The organism is Streptomyces olivaceus (genome assembly GCF_000721235.1).
Classification (GTDB): Bacteria; Actinomycetota; Actinomycetes; order Streptomycetales; family Streptomycetaceae; genus Streptomyces; species Streptomyces olivaceus.
In genome coordinates, this window is the sequence record NZ_JOFH01000046.1 from 21,086 (window position 1) to 40,228 (window position 19,143).

The window sequence follows — 19,143 nt, forward strand, 5'->3', positions numbered from 1 at the left end:
GGGTGCCCGGTGCCGGGCCCGGGTGTCCACCGCGCGCGTCCGTCGTCTGCGCCCCGCAGGCACCGCGGCCCCGGACGGAGGCCGAAGGGGTTCCGTCCGGGGCCGCGCACCGCGTGGGGTCAGGCGTCCAGCGACGTCATCACGTGCTTGATCCGCGTGTAGTCGTCGAAGCCGTACCCCGACAGGTCCTTGCCGTAGCCGGACTTCTTGAAGCCGCCGTGGGGCATCTCGGCGACCAGCGGGATGTGGGTGTTGATCCACACGCAGCCGAAGTCCAGCCGCCTGGACATCCGCATCGCGCGGCCGTGGTCCTTGGTCCACACCGAGGAGGCCAGCGCGTACTCGACGCCGTTGGCCCACTCGACGGCCTGGTCCTCGTCGCGGAAGGACTGGACGGTGATGACCGGGCCGAAGACCTCCTGCTGGATGATCTCGTCGTCCTGCTTGAGGCCGGAGACGACGGTCGGGGCGTAGAAGTAGCCCTTGTCGCCGACCCGGTGGCCGCCCGCCTCGACCTTGGCGTGCGCGGGCAGCCGCTCGACGAAGCCGGAGACCTGCTTCAGCTGGTTCGGGTTGTTGAGCGGGCCGTACAGGACGTCCTCGTCGTCGGGCATGCCGGTCTTGATCTCGGACGCGGCCTTCGCGAGGGCGCTGACGAACTCGTCGTGGACCGACTCGTGGACCAGCACGCGGGTGGCGGCCGTGCAGTCCTGGCCCGCGTTGAAGTAGCCCGCCTCCGAGATGCCCTCGACGGCCTTGGGGATGTCGGTGTCCTCGAAGACGACGACCGGCGCCTTGCCGCCCAGCTCCAGGTGGACGCGCTTAAGGTCCTTCGAGGCGGTCTCGGCGACCGACATGCCGGCCCGCACGGAGCCGGTGATGGAGGCCATCGCCGGGGTGGGGTGCTCGACCATCAGGCGGCCGGTGTCGCGGTCGCCGCAGACGACGTTGAAGACGCCCTTGGGCACGATCGAGCCGATGATGTCGGCCATCAGGACCGTGGAGGCGGGGGTGGTGTCCGAGGGCTTGAGGACGACGGTGTTGCCCGCGGCGAGCGCCGGGGCGAACTTCCACACGGCCATCATCATCGGGTAGTTCCACGGCGCGACCTGCGCACAGACGCCGATCGGCTCGCGGCGCACGAAGGAGGTCAGCCCCTCCATGTACTCACCGGCGCCGCGTCCCTCCAGCATCCGAGCCGCACCGGCGAAGAACCGGATCTGGTCGACCATCGGCGGGATCTCCTCGGAGCGGGTCAGCCCGATCGGCTTGCCCGTGTTCTCCACCTCGGCCGCGATCAGTTCCTCGGCCCGCTCCTCGAACGCGTCCGCGATCTTCAGCAGGGCCTTCTGCCGCTCGGCCGGGACCAGGTCACGCCAGGCGGGGAAGGCCGCCGCCGCCGCGGCCATGGCGGCGTCCACGTCGGCCTGCCCGGACAGGGGGGCACGCGCGTAGGCCTCGCCCGTGGCGGGGTTGACCACTTCCGTGGTCCGTCCGTCGGCGGCGTCCCGGAACTCACCGTCGATGTAGTTGCGCACACGACGCAGTTCGGTGCTCACTGCCGGCCCTCCAAGTTCGGGTGTCCAGTAATTGAGACACCCACCCTAGACGGACTTCCGACGTTTTCAACACCCCCGCTCCCCCCAGGGTTGCGATATCCGTAGTTCACGGCGACCCAGACAACGGATTTCATCGATCCGGCCTTGCGAAACAATCGATACGTCGGGCACAGTGAAGCCGTGGCCAGTCGAAGCGCAGACCAGAAGGACTCCCGCGAGTCCCGGAGCGGCGGTCCCCAGTTGGACGCCGTCTCCCTCGCCATCATCGAGCAGCTCCAGGAGGACGGCCGCCGGCCGTACGCCGCCATCGGCAAGGCCGTGGGCCTGTCGGAGGCGGCCGTGCGCCAGCGCGTCCAGAAGCTGCTCGACCAGGGCGTGATGCAGATCGTCGCCGTCACGGACCCGCTCACGGTCGGGTTCCGGCGCCAGGCGATGGTCGGCGTCAACGTCGAGGGCGACGTGGAGTCGGTGGCCGAGGCGCTCGCGGCCATGTCGGAGTGCGAGTACGTGGTGATGACCGCGGGCTCCTTCGACCTGATGGTGGAGGTCGTCTGCGAGGACGACGACCATCTCCTGGAGGTCATCAACCGCCGCATCCGGGCCGTCCCCGGCGTGCGCTCCACCGAGAGCTTCGTCTACCTCAGGCTCAAGAAGCAGACCTACATGTGGGGAACCCGATAATCGTGAGCACCGACCGTCCCAAGGACCTCAGCCGGACCGCCTACGACCACCTGTGGATGCACTTCACCCGCATGTCGTCGTACGAGAACGCCCCCGTCCCCACCATCGTCCGCGGCGAGGGCACCCACATCTACGACGACCGGGGCAAGCGCTACCTCGACGGCCTCGCCGGCCTGTTCGTGGTCCAGGCCGGGCACGGCCGCCAGGAGCTGGCGGAGACCGCCGCGAAGCAGGCGCAGGAGCTGGCCTTCTTCCCGGTGTGGTCCTACGCCCACCCCAAGGCCGTCGAGCTGGCCGAGCGCCTCGCGCACGAGGCTCCGGGCGACCTCAACAAGGTCTTCTTCACCACGGGCGGCGGCGAGGCGGTCGAGACGGCCTGGAAGCTCGCCAAGCAGTACTTCAAGCTGACCGGCAAGCCGACCAAGTACAAAGTGATCTCCCGCGCGGTGGCCTACCACGGCACTCCGCAGGGCGCCCTGTCCATCACCGGCCTGCCGGCGCTCAAGGCTCCCTTCGAGCCGCTGGTCCCGGGCGCGCACAAGGTGCCCAACACCAACATCTACCGGGCCCCGCTCTTCGGCGACGACCCCGAGGCCTTCGGCCGCTGGGCCGCCGACCAGATCGAGCAGCAGATCCTCTTCGAGGGCCCGGAGACGGTCGCGGCGGTCTTCCTGGAGCCCGTGCAGAACGCCGGCGGCTGCTTCCCGCCCCCGCCCGGCTACTTCCGGCGGGTGCGCGAGATCTGCGACCAGTACGACGTGCTGCTCGTCTCGGACGAGGTCATCTGCGCCTTCGGCAGGCTCGGCACGACCTTCGCCTGCGACAAGTTCGGCTACGTCCCGGACATGATCACCTGCGCCAAGGGCATGACGTCGGGCTACTCCCCCATCGGCGCGTGCGTCGTCTCCGACCGCCTGGCCGAGCCGTTCTACCGGGGCGACAACACCTTCCTGCACGGCTACACCTTCGGCGGCCACCCGGTCTCCGCCGCGGTGGGCCTCGCCAACCTCGACCTCTTCGAGCGCGAGGGCCTCAACCAGCACGTCCTGGACAACGAGGGCGCCTTCCGGGCGACGCTGGAGAAGCTGCACGACCTGCCGATCGTCGGCGACGTCCGCGGCAACGGCTTCTTCTACGGCATCGAACTGGTCAAGGACAAGACCACCAAGGAGACCTTCGACGAGGAGGAGACCGAGCGCGTCCTGTACGGCTTCCTGTCGAAGAAGCTGTTCGAGAACGGGCTGTACTGCCGCGCCGACGACCGCGGCGACCCGGTCGTCCAGCTCGCCCCGCCGCTGATCTCGAACCAGGTGACCTTCGACGAGATCGAGCAGATACTCCGCGCGACGCTGACGGAGGCGTGGACCAAGCTCTGAGCCCTGCCCCACCGCTCATGCTTCGACCATCCTTTCGGATGATCAGCCGGCCCCGGTGCCGCCCGTTCGAGTGAGACACGGCGGCCCGGGGCCGCGCGCTGTCCGGCCCCCGCGCGGTGACTGCTTAGCGTGCCCAGTGACCGATCGGTCCCGTCTTCGTTCCCCCGGAAGAGGGACGTGAACGGGGAAATACGGATCAGAACCGAGGTGTACGCCCATGGAGGCCCCGCCGGACAACGACGTGCTCTGGGCCCGCGCCCTGCACTTCCAGCACCAGGACGGCTCCCCCGCGCTCCAGGGCGTGTCGCTCGGTGTCCGCGAGGGCGAGCTCCTCGCCGTGAGCGGCCCGCGCGGCAGCGGCAAGACCACGCTGCTGCGCTGTCTGTCGGGGCTGGTCCGGCCGCAGGGCGGCGAGGTGTGGTTCAACAGCATTCCGGTGCACACCATGGGGATGCTCAGCCGCGAGCGGCTGCGCCGCGACCGCTTCGGCTGGATCGACCCCGCCCCGGTCCTGGTCCCCGAACTGAACGCCTGGGAGAACGCCGCGCTTCCCCTGATGCTGCGCGGCACCGGCCGGCGCCGGGCCAAGGCCGCCGCCCTGGAGTGGCTGGACCGCCTGGACGTCGGCGGCCGGGCGCGCAGCCGCCCGCACGAACTGCGGCAGGCCGAGCGGCAGCGGGTGTGCATCGCGCGGGCGCTCGCGGTCGCCCCGGCGGTCCTCTTCGCCGACGAACCGACCGCTCCCCTGCACCGCGCCGACCGCGCCCAGGTGCTGCGCACGCTCACCACGGCGGCCCGCTCGCACGGCATCACCCTCCTGCTCGCCACGCACGACGCGCAGACGGCCGCCCTGGCCGACCGTTCGGTGGCGCTCCTCGACGGGCGCCGGGTACGGACCGTGCATCTTCCCCCGCTCGCCGAGACCGCGGTGGCCGCCGGCGCCGCCGGGGCTCCCGGAACGGAAGGCCGGGCCGCGTGCTCGCTCTCCGCCTGACCCGCGCCGCCCGCCTCGCCGTCCACCTGCGCCGCCTGCTGGTCGCGGTGGCCTCGGCGGGCACGGGCTTCCTGCTGCTGTGCGCCCTCGGACACGCGCTGAGCCACCCCGGCACTCCCGGTGCCTCCGCGCTCCGCCTGGCCTGGTGCGCGGCCCCGCTCGCCGCCTCGGTGCAGCTCGCCGTCGCCGTGGCCCGCACCGACCCCGGTACCCGGCCCCGCTCGGGACTGTCGGCGATCGGCCTGGGACCGGCGCGGCTGCTGGCCGTATCGGCGACGACGACGGCCCTGTCCGGCGCGCTCGGCTCGGTGGCGGCCCTGCTCGTCTTCCTCCACCTGCGCGGTGACCTGGCCGGCGGCCCGTCCCTCGCCGGCGTCGCCACCGACGCGCTGGCCGCCGGCCAGGCCCTGCCCGCGCCCGCGGTGCTGACGCTGCTGAGCCTCGTACCGGTCACCGCGTCCGCCGCGGTCGCCTGCACACTGCGTCCCCGCGATCCGCGCCCCGCCGCGTCCACGGCCGCCCGCGGCTACGGGCGCTTCGGCGCGTACGGCTGGGGGAAGGCGCGCGAGACCTTCGGGGCGTACGGCCGCTTCGGCGCCCGCTGGACCGGGGAACGGGCCGCGCGGACCGCGGCGCCGGACCAGGCCGGCACCGGCTCTCCCCCGGCCGCGGAGGGCACCGTGCTGACCCGCACCGACACCCCGGGCCCCGCGACGTCCGTCTCCGGCGGCCCCCTTCCGGCCGCCGCCGCGGGTCTCCCGACTGCCGTCTCCGGAGCCGGCGCTGCCTCCTCCGGCCTCCCGACGGACGGCTCCGGCCTCCCGATGGGCGCCCCAGGGTTCGCCGCCGGCGGCTCCGGACCCGCGCCCGCCGGTGGCCCTGGCGGGCAGTCGTGGGACGGCCCCGCCGCCGGCGCCCCCGCGCCCCGGCCGCAGAACACCACTGTCCTCCCATGGGGCGTCACCGCCCTCGCCGTGGGCCTCGCCGTCGAGGCGTACACCGGCGACGCGGGAGCCACGCCTTCCGCCGGGGTCCTCATCGGGTGGGCGCTCACCGCGGTGGGCCTCGCCCTGGCGGGTCCCGGCCTCACCCAGTTGTGCGGGCGGCTGCTCCAGGCCGCCCGCCCCGGTGCCCTGCGCCTGCTGGCCGGGCGCGTCCTCATGGAGGAGTCGCAGCGCGTCGGCCGCCCGCTCGGCGTGGTCGCCGCCGTGGCCGCCGCCGGCTACGTCGCCACCACGGTGTACGACTCCGACGGCCCGGCCTTCGGCCCGCTGAGCACGCTGGGCGCCCTGCTGGTGGCCGGCTGCACGCTGGCCACCCTCCTCACCGCGGCGGTGGAGGCCAAGCACGCCCGCGCCGGTGCGACGGACGCCCTGCTGCGGCTGGGCGCGCCCCCGGCCACCCTGCGGGCCGCGGCCGCCGTACGCGCGGCGGCGCTGCTCGCCCTGTTCGGCCCGCTGACGCTGGCCGTCGCGGTGCTGGCGGCGCTGCCGCTGTCCCGCTGAGCCCTGCCGGAAGTTCTTGGAAGACGCGGGCGCGGCACCGATGAGTTCCGTGCGTCTGCCGCGTCTACCCCTTCGAACGGCACGACAAGAGCAGCGCATCCACGGGAGAGGCACCCATGTACCAGCAGATGATCTTCCTGAACCTGGCCACCAACGACCTCGGCGCCGCCAAGAGGTTCTTCACCGGGCTGGGATGGGAGCTCAACGCCCAGTTCAGCGACGACGGCACCGCCTCGTTCCCGGTGAGCGACGCCATCGTCGTGATGGTGCACACGCCCCAGAAGTACCGCGAGTTCACGAAGAAGGAGATCGCGGACTCGGCGAAGTCCAGCGAGGTGCTGATCGCGCTGAGCGCCGAGAGCCGCGAGAAGGTCGACGAGCTGGTGGAGAAGGCGGTCGCGGCCGGCGGCTCGGTCACCGGCGAGACCCAGGACCACGGCTTCATGTACGGCCGCGCCTTCGACGACCCGGACGGCCACACCTTCGAGGTCGTGTGGATGGACCCGGCGGCGGTGCAGGGCTGACCCGTCCGCACCCGGGTGACCGGATGTGGGATGCTTCCGACACGCCGAAACGTGTCGTCGGTTAATAAGACGGCAAAGTCAACGCCCTTGGCTGGCATATGCGTTGACACTGCTTATGCGCCGCTTATAAACCAGTGAGGCTCATGGTGTGGTGATGGCCCGTCATGGGACATCGGCACCCCTCCACCCCCCGCATTCGCGCTCCCGTAAAGGACAAACGTGGCAGTCCTGTCCATAATCAGCCGTACGGCATCACGCCGTAGCGTTCGCGCCCTCGGCGTCGTCGCCGCCTCGGCGGCCCTGGCGGTCGGTGCCGCCGGCAACGCTCTCGCCTGCAACATCGGCGAGTTCTCCGCCGCCGCCAAGTGCGACGGCGAGAAGGGTGTCATCACCGTCACCGACGTGGACCCGGCCGGCATCCCGGCCACGGTCAGCGTCTACCTGCAGAACAAGGGTGCGGACGCCGAGAAGATCGGCGAGCAGACGGTCAAGGGCTCGCGCGAGGGCAGCACCATCACCTTCGCCACCGACTGGCAGCCGAACGCCGAGTACCGCATCCACGTCAAGGCCGACCGGTACGTCGACGAGGACATCAAGCCGAACCTCACGACCCCGTCGACCCCGTGCAAGGGTGAGGACACGCCGGCTCCCGAGCCGTCGGAGAGCTCCTCCACCCCGTCCGACGAGACGGAGACCCCGGCTCCCGAGCCGTCCACCTCGGCCCCGGCGCCGGCGGAGGACGAGAGCACCGCTCCGGCCGCCGTGCCGGCCGACAACGCGCCGTCCCCGGCGGCCGGTGACTCCAACCTCGCCGAGACCGGTGCGAACTCCAACACCGGCATGATCGCCGGCGTCGCGGCGGCCCTGGTCGTCGTCGGTGGCGGTGCGGTCTTCTTCGGTCTGCGCCGTCGCGGAGCGAACAGCAGCCGCTGACGCCCGCACACCGGTTCGCCGGTTCTGTTGCACAGCGGTGGCCCGTCCCCGGTCCGGGGGCGGGCCACCGTCGTCGGTGGCGGGCGCCGCGTCAGGTGAACGTCGCCCTGTCCAGCCAGAATTCGAGCAGCTTCCGGTCGCCGAGCACCTCGAGCCCCGGTGCGTCCAGCGGCAGTCGGCGGTAGAAGGCCAGCAGCACGTCGGCGAGCGGCCCGCGCAGCGCCACGGCCGCCTTCTCGTGGCCGCGGCGCCAGGTGATGCCGTCGTCGGGCAGCTCGATGAGCCACTCGGCGTTCAGCTCCGCGGGAGCGTCGGTGGCGTGCAGATGGATGCCGGCGCCGGGGACGCGCAGTTCGTTCGCCTCCGGGTCGGACATGACCTGCTGCGCGTACCGGACGATCTCCAGCCATTCCTCGATCGCGTCGGCCGCCGCGTCGGCCGGGACCGTCCCGAACGGCCGGCCCGCCGCCAGCTCCGCGTCCGCCGCGTGGACGATCAGTTCGTGGGTCATCCGGCGGGCCCAGAAGCCCGCCGTGCGGATGCCGGACCACGACCACGCCGGTCCGTCCGGGCCCGCCTCGCGCAGCGCGGCGACGGCCGTCTCGCCGGACTCGGCCAGCCAGGCGTCCAGCGCCGCCGCGTCGCCCCGCGTCACCGGCCCGCCCGCTCCCGGCGCCTCGTCCTCGGGGACGTCCTCCTCCGCTCGGGTGCGCACGAGCAGCGCCGCCCAGCGCAGGGCCCGCCCGACGTGGCGCGCGAGGTACTCCAGGGACCAGTCCGGGCAGGTCGGCACGGTGGCGGTGAGAGCGGCGCCGGACGTCACCGCGACCCTGAGCCGGTCCGTCTGCCGGCCGATCTCGTCGCAGTAGCGGTCGTGCGGGAGCGGTGTCATGACGGCAGCGTACGGACGGACGCTCAGCCGAGCACCACGATTTCCGCCGCGTCGAACTCGACGCCGACCGCGTCCCCGACCTCGGGCGCCGACCGCAGCGCGCACGCCGCGTCCAGAGGGGGCGCGTCCTCGGGCTGGAGGCGGACGGCGACGTGGGTGCCGCGGAAGGTGCGGGCCGTGACCGTGCAGCGCAGGCCCGTGTCGGCGGGGACGACGCGCACCCCGGTCGGGCGCACGAGCACCGTCCGGGTGCCCTGCGGGGCGTCCTCGGGCACGGGCATCTTGCCCCACGGGGTGTCGGCGGTCTGCCCGGCGACCGTCGCCGCGGCCACATTGTCGAAGCCGAGGAAGCGGGCCACGAAGGCGTTGGCCGGCCGCTGCCAGACGTCGAGGGGCGTGCCCGACTGAGCGATCCGCCCGTCCCGCATCACCACGACCCGGTCGGCCAGCGCGAACGCCTCGCTCTGGTCGTGGGTGACCGCGAGCACGGTGGTGCCCAACCGGCCGAACAGCTCGCGCAGTTCGACCACGAGGCGGTCCCGCAGCGAACGGTCGAGCTGGCCCAGCGGCTCGTCCAGCATCAGCAGCCGGGGCGCGGGGGCCAGGGCGCGGGCCAGCGCCACCCGCTGCTGCTCACCGCCGGAGAGCGCCGCGACGGACCTGCGGGCGGCGTCCGGGAGCCCCACCAGCTCCAGCAACTCCGCCACCCTTTCGCGCTGTTCGGTGCGGGAGGCGCCGTGCATCCGGGGCCCGAAGGCGACGTTTCCGGCCACGTCCCGCTGCGGGAACAGCTGGTGGTCCTGGAACATCAGCCCGACCTCGCGCCGGTGCGCGGGCACTCCCGCCTGGTCGCGCCCGTCGAGCGTCACCCGTCCGGCGTCCAGCGGCTGGAGTCCGGCGACGGCCCGCAGCAGCGTGGACTTGCCGCTGCCGCTGGGTCCGAGCACGCACACCACCTCGTGCTCGGCGACCTCGAGGTCCACGGTGTCGAGTACGGCCCGGCCGGCGAAGCGGACCGTGGCGCCTTCGAGGCCCAGCAGGCTGGGTGGCATGTCTAGAACTCCCCGCTCCGGTCGGTCCGCAGCCGCTCAAGGACCACCAGGGCCACCGCGCACACCAGCATCAGAATCGTCGAAAGGGCCATCGCCTGGCCGTAGTTCATGTCGCCGGGCCGGCCGAGGAGCCGTGCCACGGCGACCGGCAGTGTCGGGTTGTCGGGCCGCGCGATGAACACGGTCGCCCCGAACTCGCCGAGCGACACCGCGAACGCGAACCCGGCCGCGACCAGCAGCGCCCGCCGCACCATCGGCAGGTCCACCTCGCGCCACACCCGCCAGGGCGACGCCCCGAGCACCGCGGCCGCCTCCCGCAGCCGCCCGTCCACCGACCGCAGCACCGGCAGCATGGTCCGTACGACGAAGGGGACGCCGACCAGCGCCTGGGCGAGCGGTACCAGGATCCAGGAGGACCTGAGGTCCAGCGGGGGTTCGTCCAGCGCGATCAGGAAGCCGAATCCGACCGTCACCGCCGACACCCCGAGCGGCAGCATCAGCAGCGCGTCGAACCCGCGCACCAGGCGGCCCGCGTCGCGCCGGGTGAGCGCGGCGGCGGCCAGCGCGCCGATCACCACGGCGATGGCGGTGGCGGCGACGGCGTACTGGAGGGAGTTGCCGATCGCCTCGATCGGTGCCGCGAGGAAGGCGCCGCCGTCCTCGCGGGTCAGCGCCCGGTAGTAGCCGAACCCGGAGGCGCCCAGCGACCGCTGGACCAGTACCGCGAGCGGCAGCACGAGCAGGACGGCGACGGTGACCAGGACTCCGGCGAGGAGCGCCCACTGGCCCCTTCCGCGGGGCCTGCGCGCGGTCGTGGCCGCGTCCACCAGCGTGAGCGCCGTCTCGCGCCGCCGTACCGTCCAGGCGTGCACGGCGAGGACGGCGGCGACGGCCGCGAACTGGACGAGCGTCAGCACGGCGGCCGTGGCGAGGTCGAAGACCTGCGAGGTCTGCCGGTAGATCTCCACCTCCAGCGTGGAGAAGGCCGGCCCGCCGAGGATCTGGACGACGCCGAAGGAGGTGAAGGTGAACAGGAACACCATCAGCGCGGCGGCGGCCACGGCGGGTGCCAGCGCGGGCAGCGTCACCTGCCGCCAGGCCCGCAGCCGCGAGGCGCCGAGCATCCGCGCGGCCTCCTCCTGCCGCGGGTCGAGCTGGGACCACAGGCCGCCCACGGTGCGGACGACGACGGCGTAGTTGAAGAAGACGTGCGCGAGCAGGATCGCCCACACCGTGGTGTCCAGGCGCAGGCCCCACAGCTCGTCCAGCAGCCCGCCGCGCCCGACCAGCGCCAGGAACGCCGTGCCGACGACCACCGTGGGCAGGACGAAGGGCACGGTCACGACGGCCCGCAGGGCCTGCTTGCCGGGGAAGTGGAAGCGGGCGAAGACGTACGCGCCGGGCAGGGCGACCAGCAGGGTCAGCGCGGTGGAGGCCAGCGCCTGCCAGGTGGTGAACCACAGCACGTGCCGCACGTCGGACTGCGCGAGCACGTCACCGATCCGCCCGAACCGCCAGCCGCCGTCCACCCTCAGGCCGCGCGCGACGATCGCGGCGACGGGGTAGGCGAAGAACACCGCGAAAAACGCGACGGGCGCGGCCATCAGACCGAGCCGCGCCGCACTCCCGCGCGCGGTCGCGGCGCGCCTCTCCGCCCGCTTTCCCCGGGGCCTCACTTCAGGACGAGCGAGGTCCATGCCTTGACCCACTGGTCGCGGTTCTCGGCGATCCTCGCCGGGTCCATGGTCTGCGGGTCCTTCGCCTGCGGCCCGAACTCGCGGAAGACCTCGGGGACCTGCGCCCCCTCCCGCACCGGGTAGACGAACATGTTCAGCGGCATGTCCTCCTGGAAGGTCCTGCCGAGCAGGAAGTCGAGGAGCGCCTTGCCGCCCTCGGGGTTCTTCGCGTTGCTGAGCAGGCCCGCGTACTCGACCTGGCGGAAGCAGGTGCCGTCGGCGACGCCCGTGGGAGCGGTGTCCGGCTGCGGGTCGGCGTAGACGACCTCGGCGGGCGGGGAGGAGGCGTAGGAGACGACGAGCGGACGGTCGCCCTTGGCCTTCCTGCCGCCCGCCGAGCCGGAGAACTCCTCGTTGTACGCCTGCTCCCAGCTGTCGACGACCTTGACGCCGTTGGCCTTGAGCTTCTTCCAGTAGCCCTCCCAGCCCCCGTCCCCGTACCTGGCGGCGGTGCCGAGCAGGAAGCCGAGGCCGGGCGAGGAACTGCCGGCGTTCTCGGTGACGAGCAGGTCCTTGTACCGGGGCTCGGTCAGGTCGTCGAGGGACGTCGGCGGAGTCAGCCTGTGCCGGTCGAAGTACGCCTTGTCGTAGTTGACGCAGATGTCGCCGGTGTCGACGGGGGTGACCCGGTGCTTGTCCTGGTCGGCGCGGTACTCGGGCCGGACCAGGTCGGAGCCCTTCGCCTCGTACGGCTGGAACAGCCCGTTGTCGAGGGCGCGGGACAGCAGGGTGTTGTCGACGCCGAAGAAGACGTCGCCCTGCGGGTTGTCCTTGGTGAGGACGGCCTTGTTGACGGCCTGCCCGGCGTCGCCGTCCTCCAGGACCCTGACCTTGTAGCCGGAGCTCTTCTCGAAGGCGGCGACGACGTCCTTCGACGCGGCCCACGAGTCGTGGCTGACCAGGGTCACGGTCTTGGAGCCGGCGGAGCCGCCGTCGCCGTCGGACGACGATCCGCAGGCGGCCAGCGTGCCGGCCATGCCGAGGCCGACGGCCAGGGCGCCGGCCTTCCTGGTGACGCGCACCAGCCTGGTGGCGCCGGCTGACTTGGTGATGCTCACTGATTTCCTCCTGGGTGACCAGGAGAAGACGCGGCCCCGCCCGGGCCCCTGGCGGGGATCCCGGGCAGGGCGCAACAGCTCGAGTGGTGACCGATCTCCCTACCCAGAATGACCTGGGCCAGGTTCGGAGGGTCTGCGGCCGGTGCCGCACTCTCAGCGCTGTGGCGCTCCCCTGTCGGAATATGAAGATGTGAGTGTGCTGGTGGTACTTCCGCCGGTCAGGTTACCGCTCGCTCGCGGCGAGCTGACCACACGCCCCGTCGATCTCCTGTCCACGGGTGTCCCGGATCGTCACCGGCACACCGTGCGCCGCGATCGCCTCGACGAACGCCTTCTCGTCCTCGGGCCGCGAGGCGGTCCACTTGGAGCCGGGCGTGGGGTTGAGCGGGATCAGGTTGACGTGGACGGGCCTGCCCTTGAGCATCCGCCCGAGGCGGTCGCCGCGCCAGGCCTGGTCGTTGATGTCCCGGATCAGGGCGTACTCGATGGACAGCCGGCGCCCGGACTTCGCCGCGTACTCGAATCCGGCGTCCAGGACCTCGCGCACCTTCCAGCGTGTGTTCACGGGGACGAGGGTGTCGCGCAGTTCGTCGTCGGGGGCGTGCAGGGAGATGGCGAGGCGGCACTTGAAGCCCTCGTCGGCGAAGCGGTGGATCGCCGGGACGAGGCCGACCGTGGAGACGGTGATGCCGCGCTGGGACAGGCCCAGGCCGTCCGGCTCGGGGTCGGTGAGGCGGCGGATGGAGCCGATCACGCGGTTGTAGTTGGCGAGCGGCTCGCCCATGCCCATGAACACGATGTTGCTGAGCCGCGCGGGCCCGCCGGGGACCTCGCCGTCCCGCAGCGCCCGCATGCCGTCCACGATCTGGTGGACGATCTCGGCGGTCGACAGATTGCGGTCGAGGCCGGCCTGGCCGGTGGCGCAGAACGGGCAGTTCATGCCGCAGCCGGCCTGGGAGCTGATGCACATGGTCACCCGGTCCGGGTAGCGCATGAGGACGGACTCGACGAGGGTGCCGTCGAACAGCTTCCACAGCGTCTTGCGGGTGGTCCCCTCGTCGGTCGACAGGTGCCGCACGACCGTCATCAGCTCGGGCAGCAGCGCCTCCTGGAGCCCCTGGCGCGAACCGGCGGGGATGTCGGTCCACTGCTCGGGGGCGTGCGCGTACCGCGCGAAGTAGTGCTGCGAGAGCTGCTTGGCGCGGAACGGCTTCTCGCCGATCGCGGCGACCGCCTCCTTGCGCTCGGCGGGCGTGAGGTCGGCGAGGTGCCGCGGCGGCCGCTTCGCTCCGCGGGGTGCGGCAAAGGTCAGCTCACCGGGGGCTGGACGGGCCACGGTCGGACAACTCCTCAAGACGGCAGGCCTGTGGCAACACCCCGCGCCGGCGGGGACGACGGCAGAGCCATGCCGAAGCCAGGAGACCTCACTGGATCACCCCCGCCTCGGCGGGAGCACACGGAAGGGCCCGCAGCCAGACGCCGCGGGCCCTTCCAGGCTACCTGATGACTGTCAACCCGAACCGACGAAGATCACGAACAGCAACCACACCACCGGCGCCGTCGGCAACAGGGAGTCCAGGCGGTCCATACCGTACCGACGTGCGGCTACCGCCGCGCGGCGCCGTGCCCCCCCACTCACCCCGACCCCACGAAGATCACGAACAGCAGCCACACCACCGGCGCCGTCGGCAACAGGGAGTCCAGGCGGTCCATGATGCCGCCGTGCCCCGGCAGCAGGGTGCCCATGTCCTTGATGCCGAGGTCGCGCTTGATCATGGACTCGCCGAGGTCGCCGAGGGTGGCGCTGACGGCGACGGCGAGGCCGATCAGCAGACCCTGCCACCAGGTGCCGTCCTCGATCAGGAACTGCGTACACAGCGCGCCCGCCGCCATCGCGAACGCCACCGCGCCCAGCAGGCCCTCGCGGGTCTTGCCGGGGCTGATGCGCGGGGCGAGCTTCTTCCTGCCGAAGCGCCAGCCGACGGCGTAGGCGCCGGTGTCGCTGACGACCGTCAGTATCAGGAAGACCAGGACGCGCCAGGCGCCGTCGTCAGCCATCAGCATCATCGCGACGAACGTGGCCAGGAACGGCACGTAGAACGCCGCGAACAGGCCCGCCGTGACGTCCCTGAGATAGCCCTCCGGCGGCTCGGTCATCCGCCACACGAGGACCGCGAGCGCCGTGAGCGCCATGGCGACCCACGCTCCCTCGGCGCCCCGCGCGTACCCGGCGACCACCATCGCCGCGCCGCCGACGGCCAGCGGCACGAGGGGCGCCTTGATGCCCTTGCGCTCCTCCAGCCGCTTGGTCAGCTCCCACAGACCCACCACGACGGCGACCGCGACCACGCCGACGAAGACGGCCTTGACGACGAACAGCGACGCGATGATGACCACGCCGAGCCCGACGCCCACCCCTATCGCGGCCCCCAGGTCGCGCCCCGCGGTCTTCTTCTGCGGCGGCGGGGAGGGCGCCGGCTGCGGGGCGTCGGGCATGGGCTCCGGATTCTGCGGCACGGCGTTCTGCGGCACCGCCGCATACGGCTGCGCCGACGGGTTCTGGTCGCGATACGGCAGAGGGCCGCCCGGTCGGGCGGTCCTCCGGTCGTCGTCCTGGTCTCCGCCGTGTTCGGGTACGTCGGGCACGATGGGCATGGGCCGAGTCTGCTGCGCGTAGTGCGCATCGTAGGCGGGACCCGCCGGGGCGGCGCCCTGGACGGGTCCCCGGTCGGACGGCCCCCAGTACCCGGCTTGTGGCGGCGCTCCCCAGGAAGAGTCGTTCATCAGACCTCGAGCAGCTCGGCTTCCTTGTGCTTGAGGAGCTCGTCCACCTGGGCGACGTACTTGGCGGTGGTGTCGTCGAGTTCCTTCTCCGCGCGGCGGCCCTCGTCCTCGCCGACCTCGCCGTCCTTGATCAGCTTGTCGATGGCGTCCTTGGCCTTGCGGCGCACGGAGCGGATCGAGACCTTGGCGTCCTCGCCCTTGGCCTTGGCGACCTTGATGTACTCGCGGCGGCGCTCCTCGGTCAGCTCGGGGAACACCACTCGGATGATGTTGCCGTCATTGCTCGGGTTGACGCCGAGGTCCGAGTCGCGGATCGCCTGCTCGATGTTGCGCAGGGCGCTCTTGTCGAAGGGCGTGACCACGGCCATGCGCGGCTCGGGCACGGAGAACGAGGCGAGCTGGTTGATCGGCGTCAGCGCACCGTAGTAGTCGGCCACGATCTTGTTGAACATCGCCGGGTGCGCACGGCCGGTGCGGATCGCGGCGAAGTCCTCCTTGGCAACCACGACGGCCTTCTCCATCTTCTCCTCGGCCTCGAGGAGGGTCTCTTCGATCACCACTTGCTCCTGCGTGTCTTGAGTAGGCCCGGCCGCGGTCCCTGTCGGGCCGGAGGCCGGCTGCGTCGCGTTCTTCCTGCACGGTTCCCGACCGGCGGGACATTGTCCATCCCCCGGCCCGGTCCCGTCCCGTCCGTCCCCCGGACAGGTGGCGTCCGCGGACGGGGTGTTCTCCGGTCAGTCCCGGTTGCCCTGGTCACCCACGAGCGTGCCGATCTTCTCACCCTTGACGGCGCGGGCGATATTGCCCTCCTTCAGGAGTTCGAAGACCACGATCGGGAGGCTGTTGTCGCGGCAGAGCGTGACGGCCGTGGCGTCGGCGACCTTCAGGTCGCGGGTGATGACCTCGCCGTAGCCGAGCGCGTCGAACTTCACGGCGTCCGGGTTGGTCTTCGGGTCGGAGTCGTAGACCCCGTCCACGCCGTTCTTGCCCATGAGCAGCGCCTCGGCGTCGATCTCGAGGGCGCGCTGCGCGGCGGTGGTGTCGGTGGAGAAGTACGGCATGCCCATACCGGCGCCGAAGATGACCACGCGGCCCTTCTCCAGGTGGCGCACGGCGCGCAGCGGGATGTACGGCTCGGCGACCTGCCCCATGGTGATGGCGGTCTGCACGCGGCAGTCGACGCCCTCCTTCTCCAGGAAGTCCTGGAGGGCCAGGCAGTTCATCACGGTGCCGAGCATGCCCATGTAGTCGGAGCGGGCGCGGTCCATGCCGCGCACCTGCAGTTCGGCGCCGCGGAAGAAGTTTCCGCCGCCGATGACCACGGCGACCTGCGCGCCGTCGCGCACGACGGCCGCGATCTCGCGGGCCATGGCGTGCACCACGTCGGGGTCGACGCCCAGGCCCCCACCGCCGGAGAAGGCCTCTCCGGACAGCTTCAGCATGAAGCGGCCGCGTACTTTGCCGTCGTCGCTCTTCTCGGCCTTGGTGGTCATGGAGATCTCGCCTCTTTTACGTGGGTCACACACACGAAGAAGGCCACTGCCGGTGGGGGCGTGTTTCGCATCCCATACGCGGCAATGGCCTCCTCGTCAGATCTGCTGTCGTCCGCCGCCGCGCGCGCGTGCGCCACGGCATGCACGTACGGCGCCGACGACTGCTGCCGACCCTACCGGGGTCGTGCGTCCGTCGCGGTACGGACTCAGATGCCGACCTTGATGCGCGAGAAGCGCTTCAGGCTGACACCGGCCTCTTCCAGCACCTTCTGGACGGACTTCTTGTTGTCCAGGGCGTAGGGCTGGCCGAGCAGCGTGGCGTCCTTGAAGAAGCCGTTGAGGCGGCCCTCGACGATCTTCGGCACGGCGGCCTCGGGCTTGCCCTCGGCGCGGGTGGTCTCCTCGGCGACGCGGCGCTCGGACTCGACGACCTCGGCCGGGACGTCGTCCTTGGAGAGGTACTTCGGCGCGAAGGCGGCGATGTGCTGGGCGATGCCCTTGGCGACCTCGGCGTTGGGCTTGTCCAGCTCGACGAGGACACCGATCTGCGGGGGCAGGTCGGGCATCGTGCGGTGCATGTACGCGGTGACGTAGCCGTCGGTGAACTGCGCGAAGCGGTCCAGGACGATCTTCTCGCCGAGGTTGGCGTTGGCTTCGTCCACGTACGCCTGGACGGTCTTGCCGGCCTCGATCTCGGAGGCGAGCAGGGCCTCGATGTCGGCCGGGGCGGCCTTGGCGACGTGCTCGGCGATGGCCTTGGCGACGTTCTGGAACTTGTCGCCCTTGGCGACGAAGTCCGTCTCGCACTTCAGCTCGACGAGGACACCCGAGGTGTTGTCGTCGGCGATGATCGAGACGACGGCGCCGTTCTCGGCAGAGCGGCCCTCGCGCTTGGCGACGCCCTTCTGGCCCTTGATGCGGAGCGCCTCGACGGCCTTCTCGACGTTGCCCTCGGCCTCGTCCAGCGCCTTCTTGCAGTCCATCATGCCGGCGCCGGTGAGCTCGCGGAGCTTCTTGACGTCGGCGGCGGTGTAGTTCGCCATGATTCCGGAATCTCTCTCGAAGTCTGAAGATCTACGGGACGGACGGCGGGGGCTTCGCGGGCCCCCGCCGTCCGGTACCCGAAGGTGGTGAGGGGTCAGGCCTGCTCGGCGTCCGCGGCCGGAGCGTCGGCGGCGGGCGCCTCGGCGGCCGGAGCCTCGTCGGCGGGCTTCTCGGCCTCGGCAGCCGGGGCCTCGTCGGCCTTCTCGGCCTCAGCGGCGGGGGCCTCGGCGGCGGGCGCCTCGTCGGCCTTCTTCTCGCCCTCGAGCAGGTCGCGCTCCCACGCGGCGAGCGGCTCACCGGCGGCCTTGTCACCCTCGGCGGCCTTGCCGGCACCGGAACGGGCGATGAGGCCCTCGGCGACGGCGTCGGCGATCACGCGGGTGAGCAGGGTGACGGAGCGGATCGCGTCGTCGTTGCCCGGGATCTTGTAGTCGACCTCGTCGGGGTCGCAGTTGGTGTCGAGGATGGCGACGACCGGGATGTTGAGCTTCCGGGCCTCGCCGACCGCGATGTGCTCCTTCTTGGTGTCCACGATCCAGACGGCGCTGGGCACCTTGGACATCTCGCGGATACCGCCGAGGGTCTTCTCCAGCTTGGCCTTCTCGCGGGAGAGGACCAGCAGCTCCTTCTTGGTGAGGCCGGAGGCGGCCACGTCCTCGAAGTCGATCTGCTCGAGCTCCTTGAGGCGCTGCAGACGCTTGTAGACGGTCGAGAAGTTGGTGAGCATGCCGCCCAGCCAGCGCTGGTTGACGTAGGGCATGCCGACGCGGGTGGCCTGCTCGGCGATGGCCTCCTGCGCCTGCTTCTTCGTACCGACGAACATGACCGTGCCGCCGTGGGCGACGGTCTCCTTGACGAACTCGTAGGCGCGGTCGATGTACGACAGCGACTGGAGCAGGTCGATGATGTAGATGCCGTTGCGCTCGGTGAAGATGAAGCGCTTCATCTTCGGGTTCCAACGGCGGGTCTGGTGACCGAAGTGGACGCCGCTCTCCAGCAGCTCCCGCATCGTGACGACGGCCATGGCCGTATCTCCTTGATTTTCTCGGTTGTGCCGCGCGAGCCGGACGGCTCCCGCGCCTGACGCCCGCGACGCGCCTGCCACTAGGGACCGAGGGGCGCTGACACCAGCCTGGTGAGGCCTCGTGTCGGGGCGTGCGAAGTCGACCCGGTGACCCGGATCGCCATCAGAAGTGTACGGGACCCGCGGAGCACCGGGTGACGCGGCTGTCCACAACCGGGCCGCGGTCCACAGGCCCGGGCGGTGGGGTGCGCCGGTGCGGGACGCTTCTCTCATGCGAGCGAGGCGATGTGCGAGTGCGAGCGCGTATGCGTGTGCGTGGGTGGCGCTGCTGTTGACCGTCCTGCCCCCGGGGGCACCGTCAGCGGCACGGGCGACGGGGACCGCGAGCACGGCGGGGACCGCGAGCACGGCGGCGGCCGTGAGCAGGGCAGGCGCCGTGAGCAGGGCGAGCACGGCGGCGACTGCGACCGGGGCGGGGACGGGGAGGG

General features: G+C 71.7%; 17 protein-coding genes and 1 riboswitch. Of the genes, 6 read left to right on the forward strand and 11 right to left on the reverse strand.

The features are described from left to right. Positions 1-119: 119 nt before the first annotated feature. Positions 120-1,559 (reverse strand): gamma-aminobutyraldehyde dehydrogenase, encoded by a 1,440-nt coding sequence (locus IG94_RS0133970; RefSeq protein ID WP_031046451.1) that lies wholly within the window; start codon positions 1,557-1,559, stop codon positions 120-122. Between the two features lie 180 nt (positions 1,560-1,739). On the opposite strand from IG94_RS0133970, the gene IG94_RS0133975 reads away from it, so the two are divergent. From IG94_RS0133975 to IG94_RS0134000, 6 genes are all read left to right on the forward strand, one after another. Next, positions 1,740-2,240 carry an Lrp/AsnC family transcriptional regulator gene (locus IG94_RS0133975; RefSeq protein ID WP_031046454.1) on the forward strand — a complete coding sequence of 167 codons (501 nt, stop codon included), beginning with the start codon at positions 1,740-1,742 and terminating at the stop codon, positions 2,238-2,240. A 2-nt stretch (positions 2,241-2,242) separates the two neighbouring features. After that, complete coding sequence (locus IG94_RS0133980) at positions 2,243-3,616, forward strand: aspartate aminotransferase family protein (RefSeq protein ID WP_031046457.1); 1,374 nt, start codon at positions 2,243-2,245, stop codon at positions 3,614-3,616. Between the two features lie 217 nt (positions 3,617-3,833). Beyond that, positions 3,834-4,610, forward strand: a complete 777-nt coding sequence (locus IG94_RS0133985) for an ABC transporter ATP-binding protein (RefSeq protein ID WP_031046459.1) — start codon at positions 3,834-3,836, stop codon at positions 4,608-4,610. After that, complete coding sequence (locus tag IG94_RS0133990) at positions 4,592-6,115, forward strand: hypothetical protein (RefSeq protein WP_031046461.1); 1,524 nt, start codon at positions 4,592-4,594, stop codon at positions 6,113-6,115. The genes IG94_RS0133985 and IG94_RS0133990 overlap by 19 nt, the downstream gene beginning before the upstream one ends. 116 nt (positions 6,116-6,231) lie before the next feature. Beyond that, positions 6,232-6,639 carry a VOC family protein gene (locus tag IG94_RS0133995; RefSeq protein WP_031046463.1) on the forward strand — a complete coding sequence of 136 codons (408 nt, stop codon included), beginning with the start codon at positions 6,232-6,234 and terminating at the stop codon, positions 6,637-6,639. Positions 6,640-6,858: 219 nt separating this feature from the next. Continuing rightward, positions 6,859-7,572 (forward strand): LAETG motif-containing sortase-dependent surface protein, encoded by a 714-nt coding sequence (locus IG94_RS0134000; RefSeq protein WP_031046467.1) that lies wholly within the window; start codon positions 6,859-6,861, stop codon positions 7,570-7,572. Positions 7,573-7,663: 91 nt separating this feature from the next. Here IG94_RS0134000 and IG94_RS0134005 read toward each other — a convergent pair whose 3' ends face one another. The 10 genes from IG94_RS0134005 to rpsB all read right to left on the reverse strand — a co-directional run bounded on the left by IG94_RS0134005 (position 7,664) and on the right by rpsB (position 18,655). Then, the gene (locus tag IG94_RS0134005; protein ID WP_031046470.1) at positions 7,664-8,464 is read right to left on the reverse strand and encodes a maleylpyruvate isomerase N-terminal domain-containing protein; all 801 of its coding nucleotides are present in this window, start codon (positions 8,462-8,464) and stop codon (positions 7,664-7,666) included. Positions 8,465-8,487: 23 nt separating this feature from the next. Then, on the reverse strand, positions 8,488-9,516 hold the full coding sequence (locus IG94_RS0134010) for an ABC transporter ATP-binding protein (RefSeq protein WP_031046472.1): 1,029 nt from the start codon (positions 9,514-9,516) through the stop codon (positions 8,488-8,490). Positions 9,517-9,518: 2 nt separating this feature from the next. Further along, positions 9,519-11,120, reverse strand: coding sequence for an ABC transporter permease (locus tag IG94_RS0134015; RefSeq protein WP_031046475.1), 1,602 nt, complete (start codon positions 11,118-11,120; stop codon positions 9,519-9,521). A gap of 68 nt (positions 11,121-11,188) precedes the next feature. Then, a complete protein-coding gene (locus IG94_RS0134020; protein WP_263438467.1) occupies positions 11,189-12,229 on the reverse strand; it encodes a thiamine ABC transporter substrate-binding protein in 1,041 nt (346 codons plus the stop codon). A 159-nt stretch (positions 12,230-12,388) separates the two neighbouring features. Then, positions 12,389-12,494, reverse strand: a riboswitch (TPP riboswitch). Between the two features lie 39 nt (positions 12,495-12,533). After that, positions 12,534-13,646, reverse strand: a complete 1,113-nt coding sequence (gene rlmN / locus IG94_RS0134025; protein WP_031046479.1) for a dual-specificity RNA methyltransferase RlmN — start codon at positions 13,644-13,646, stop codon at positions 12,534-12,536. 299 nt (positions 13,647-13,945) lie between these two features. Then, the gene (locus IG94_RS0134030; protein WP_372459488.1) at positions 13,946-14,965 is read right to left on the reverse strand and encodes a phosphatidate cytidylyltransferase; all 1,020 of its coding nucleotides are present in this window, start codon (positions 14,963-14,965) and stop codon (positions 13,946-13,948) included. A gap of 128 nt (positions 14,966-15,093) precedes the next feature. After that, positions 15,094-15,651 (reverse strand): ribosome recycling factor, encoded by a 558-nt coding sequence (frr, locus tag IG94_RS0134035; RefSeq protein WP_029394086.1) that lies wholly within the window; start codon positions 15,649-15,651, stop codon positions 15,094-15,096. A gap of 177 nt (positions 15,652-15,828) precedes the next feature. Further along, positions 15,829-16,587, reverse strand: a complete 759-nt coding sequence (gene pyrH / locus IG94_RS0134040; RefSeq protein ID WP_031046488.1) for a UMP kinase — start codon at positions 16,585-16,587, stop codon at positions 15,829-15,831. A 206-nt stretch (positions 16,588-16,793) separates the two neighbouring features. Next, positions 16,794-17,630: a translation elongation factor Ts gene (tsf, locus tag IG94_RS0134045; RefSeq protein ID WP_031046490.1), complete on the reverse strand. Its 837-nt coding sequence runs from the start codon at positions 17,628-17,630 to the stop codon at positions 16,794-16,796. Positions 17,631-17,725: 95 nt separating this feature from the next. Continuing rightward, positions 17,726-18,655, reverse strand: coding sequence for a 30S ribosomal protein S2 (rpsB, locus tag IG94_RS0134050; RefSeq protein ID WP_031046492.1), 930 nt, complete (start codon positions 18,653-18,655; stop codon positions 17,726-17,728). Between the last annotated feature and the right edge of the window lie 488 nt (positions 18,656-19,143).

Coding starts and splice junctions, on each gene's coding strand:
- IG94_RS0134030 (WP_372459488.1), bottom strand. CDS start 14,965: ATGCCCATCGTGCCCGACGTACCCGAACACGGCGGAGACCAGGACGAC.
- IG94_RS0133985 (WP_031046459.1), top strand. CDS start 3,834: ATGGAGGCCCCGCCGGACAACGACGTGCTCTGGGCCCGCGCCCTGCAC.
- tsf (WP_031046490.1), bottom strand. CDS start 17,630: ATGGCGAACTACACCGCCGCCGACGTCAAGAAGCTCCGCGAGCTCACC.
- IG94_RS0134005 (WP_031046470.1), bottom strand. CDS start 8,464: ATGACACCGCTCCCGCACGACCGCTACTGCGACGAGATCGGCCGGCAG.
- rpsB (WP_031046492.1), bottom strand. CDS start 18,655: ATGGCCGTCGTCACGATGCGGGAGCTGCTGGAGAGCGGCGTCCACTTC.
- pyrH (WP_031046488.1), bottom strand. CDS start 16,587: ATGACCACCAAGGCCGAGAAGAGCGACGACGGCAAAGTACGCGGCCGC.
- IG94_RS0134020 (WP_263438467.1), bottom strand. CDS start 12,229: ATGGCCGGCACGCTGGCCGCCTGCGGATCGTCGTCCGACGGCGACGGC.
- IG94_RS0134010 (WP_031046472.1), bottom strand. CDS start 9,516: ATGCCACCCAGCCTGCTGGGCCTCGAAGGCGCCACGGTCCGCTTCGCC.
- IG94_RS0134015 (WP_031046475.1), bottom strand. CDS start 11,120: ATGGCCGCGCCCGTCGCGTTTTTCGCGGTGTTCTTCGCCTACCCCGTC.
- IG94_RS0133995 (WP_031046463.1), top strand. CDS start 6,232: ATGTACCAGCAGATGATCTTCCTGAACCTGGCCACCAACGACCTCGGC.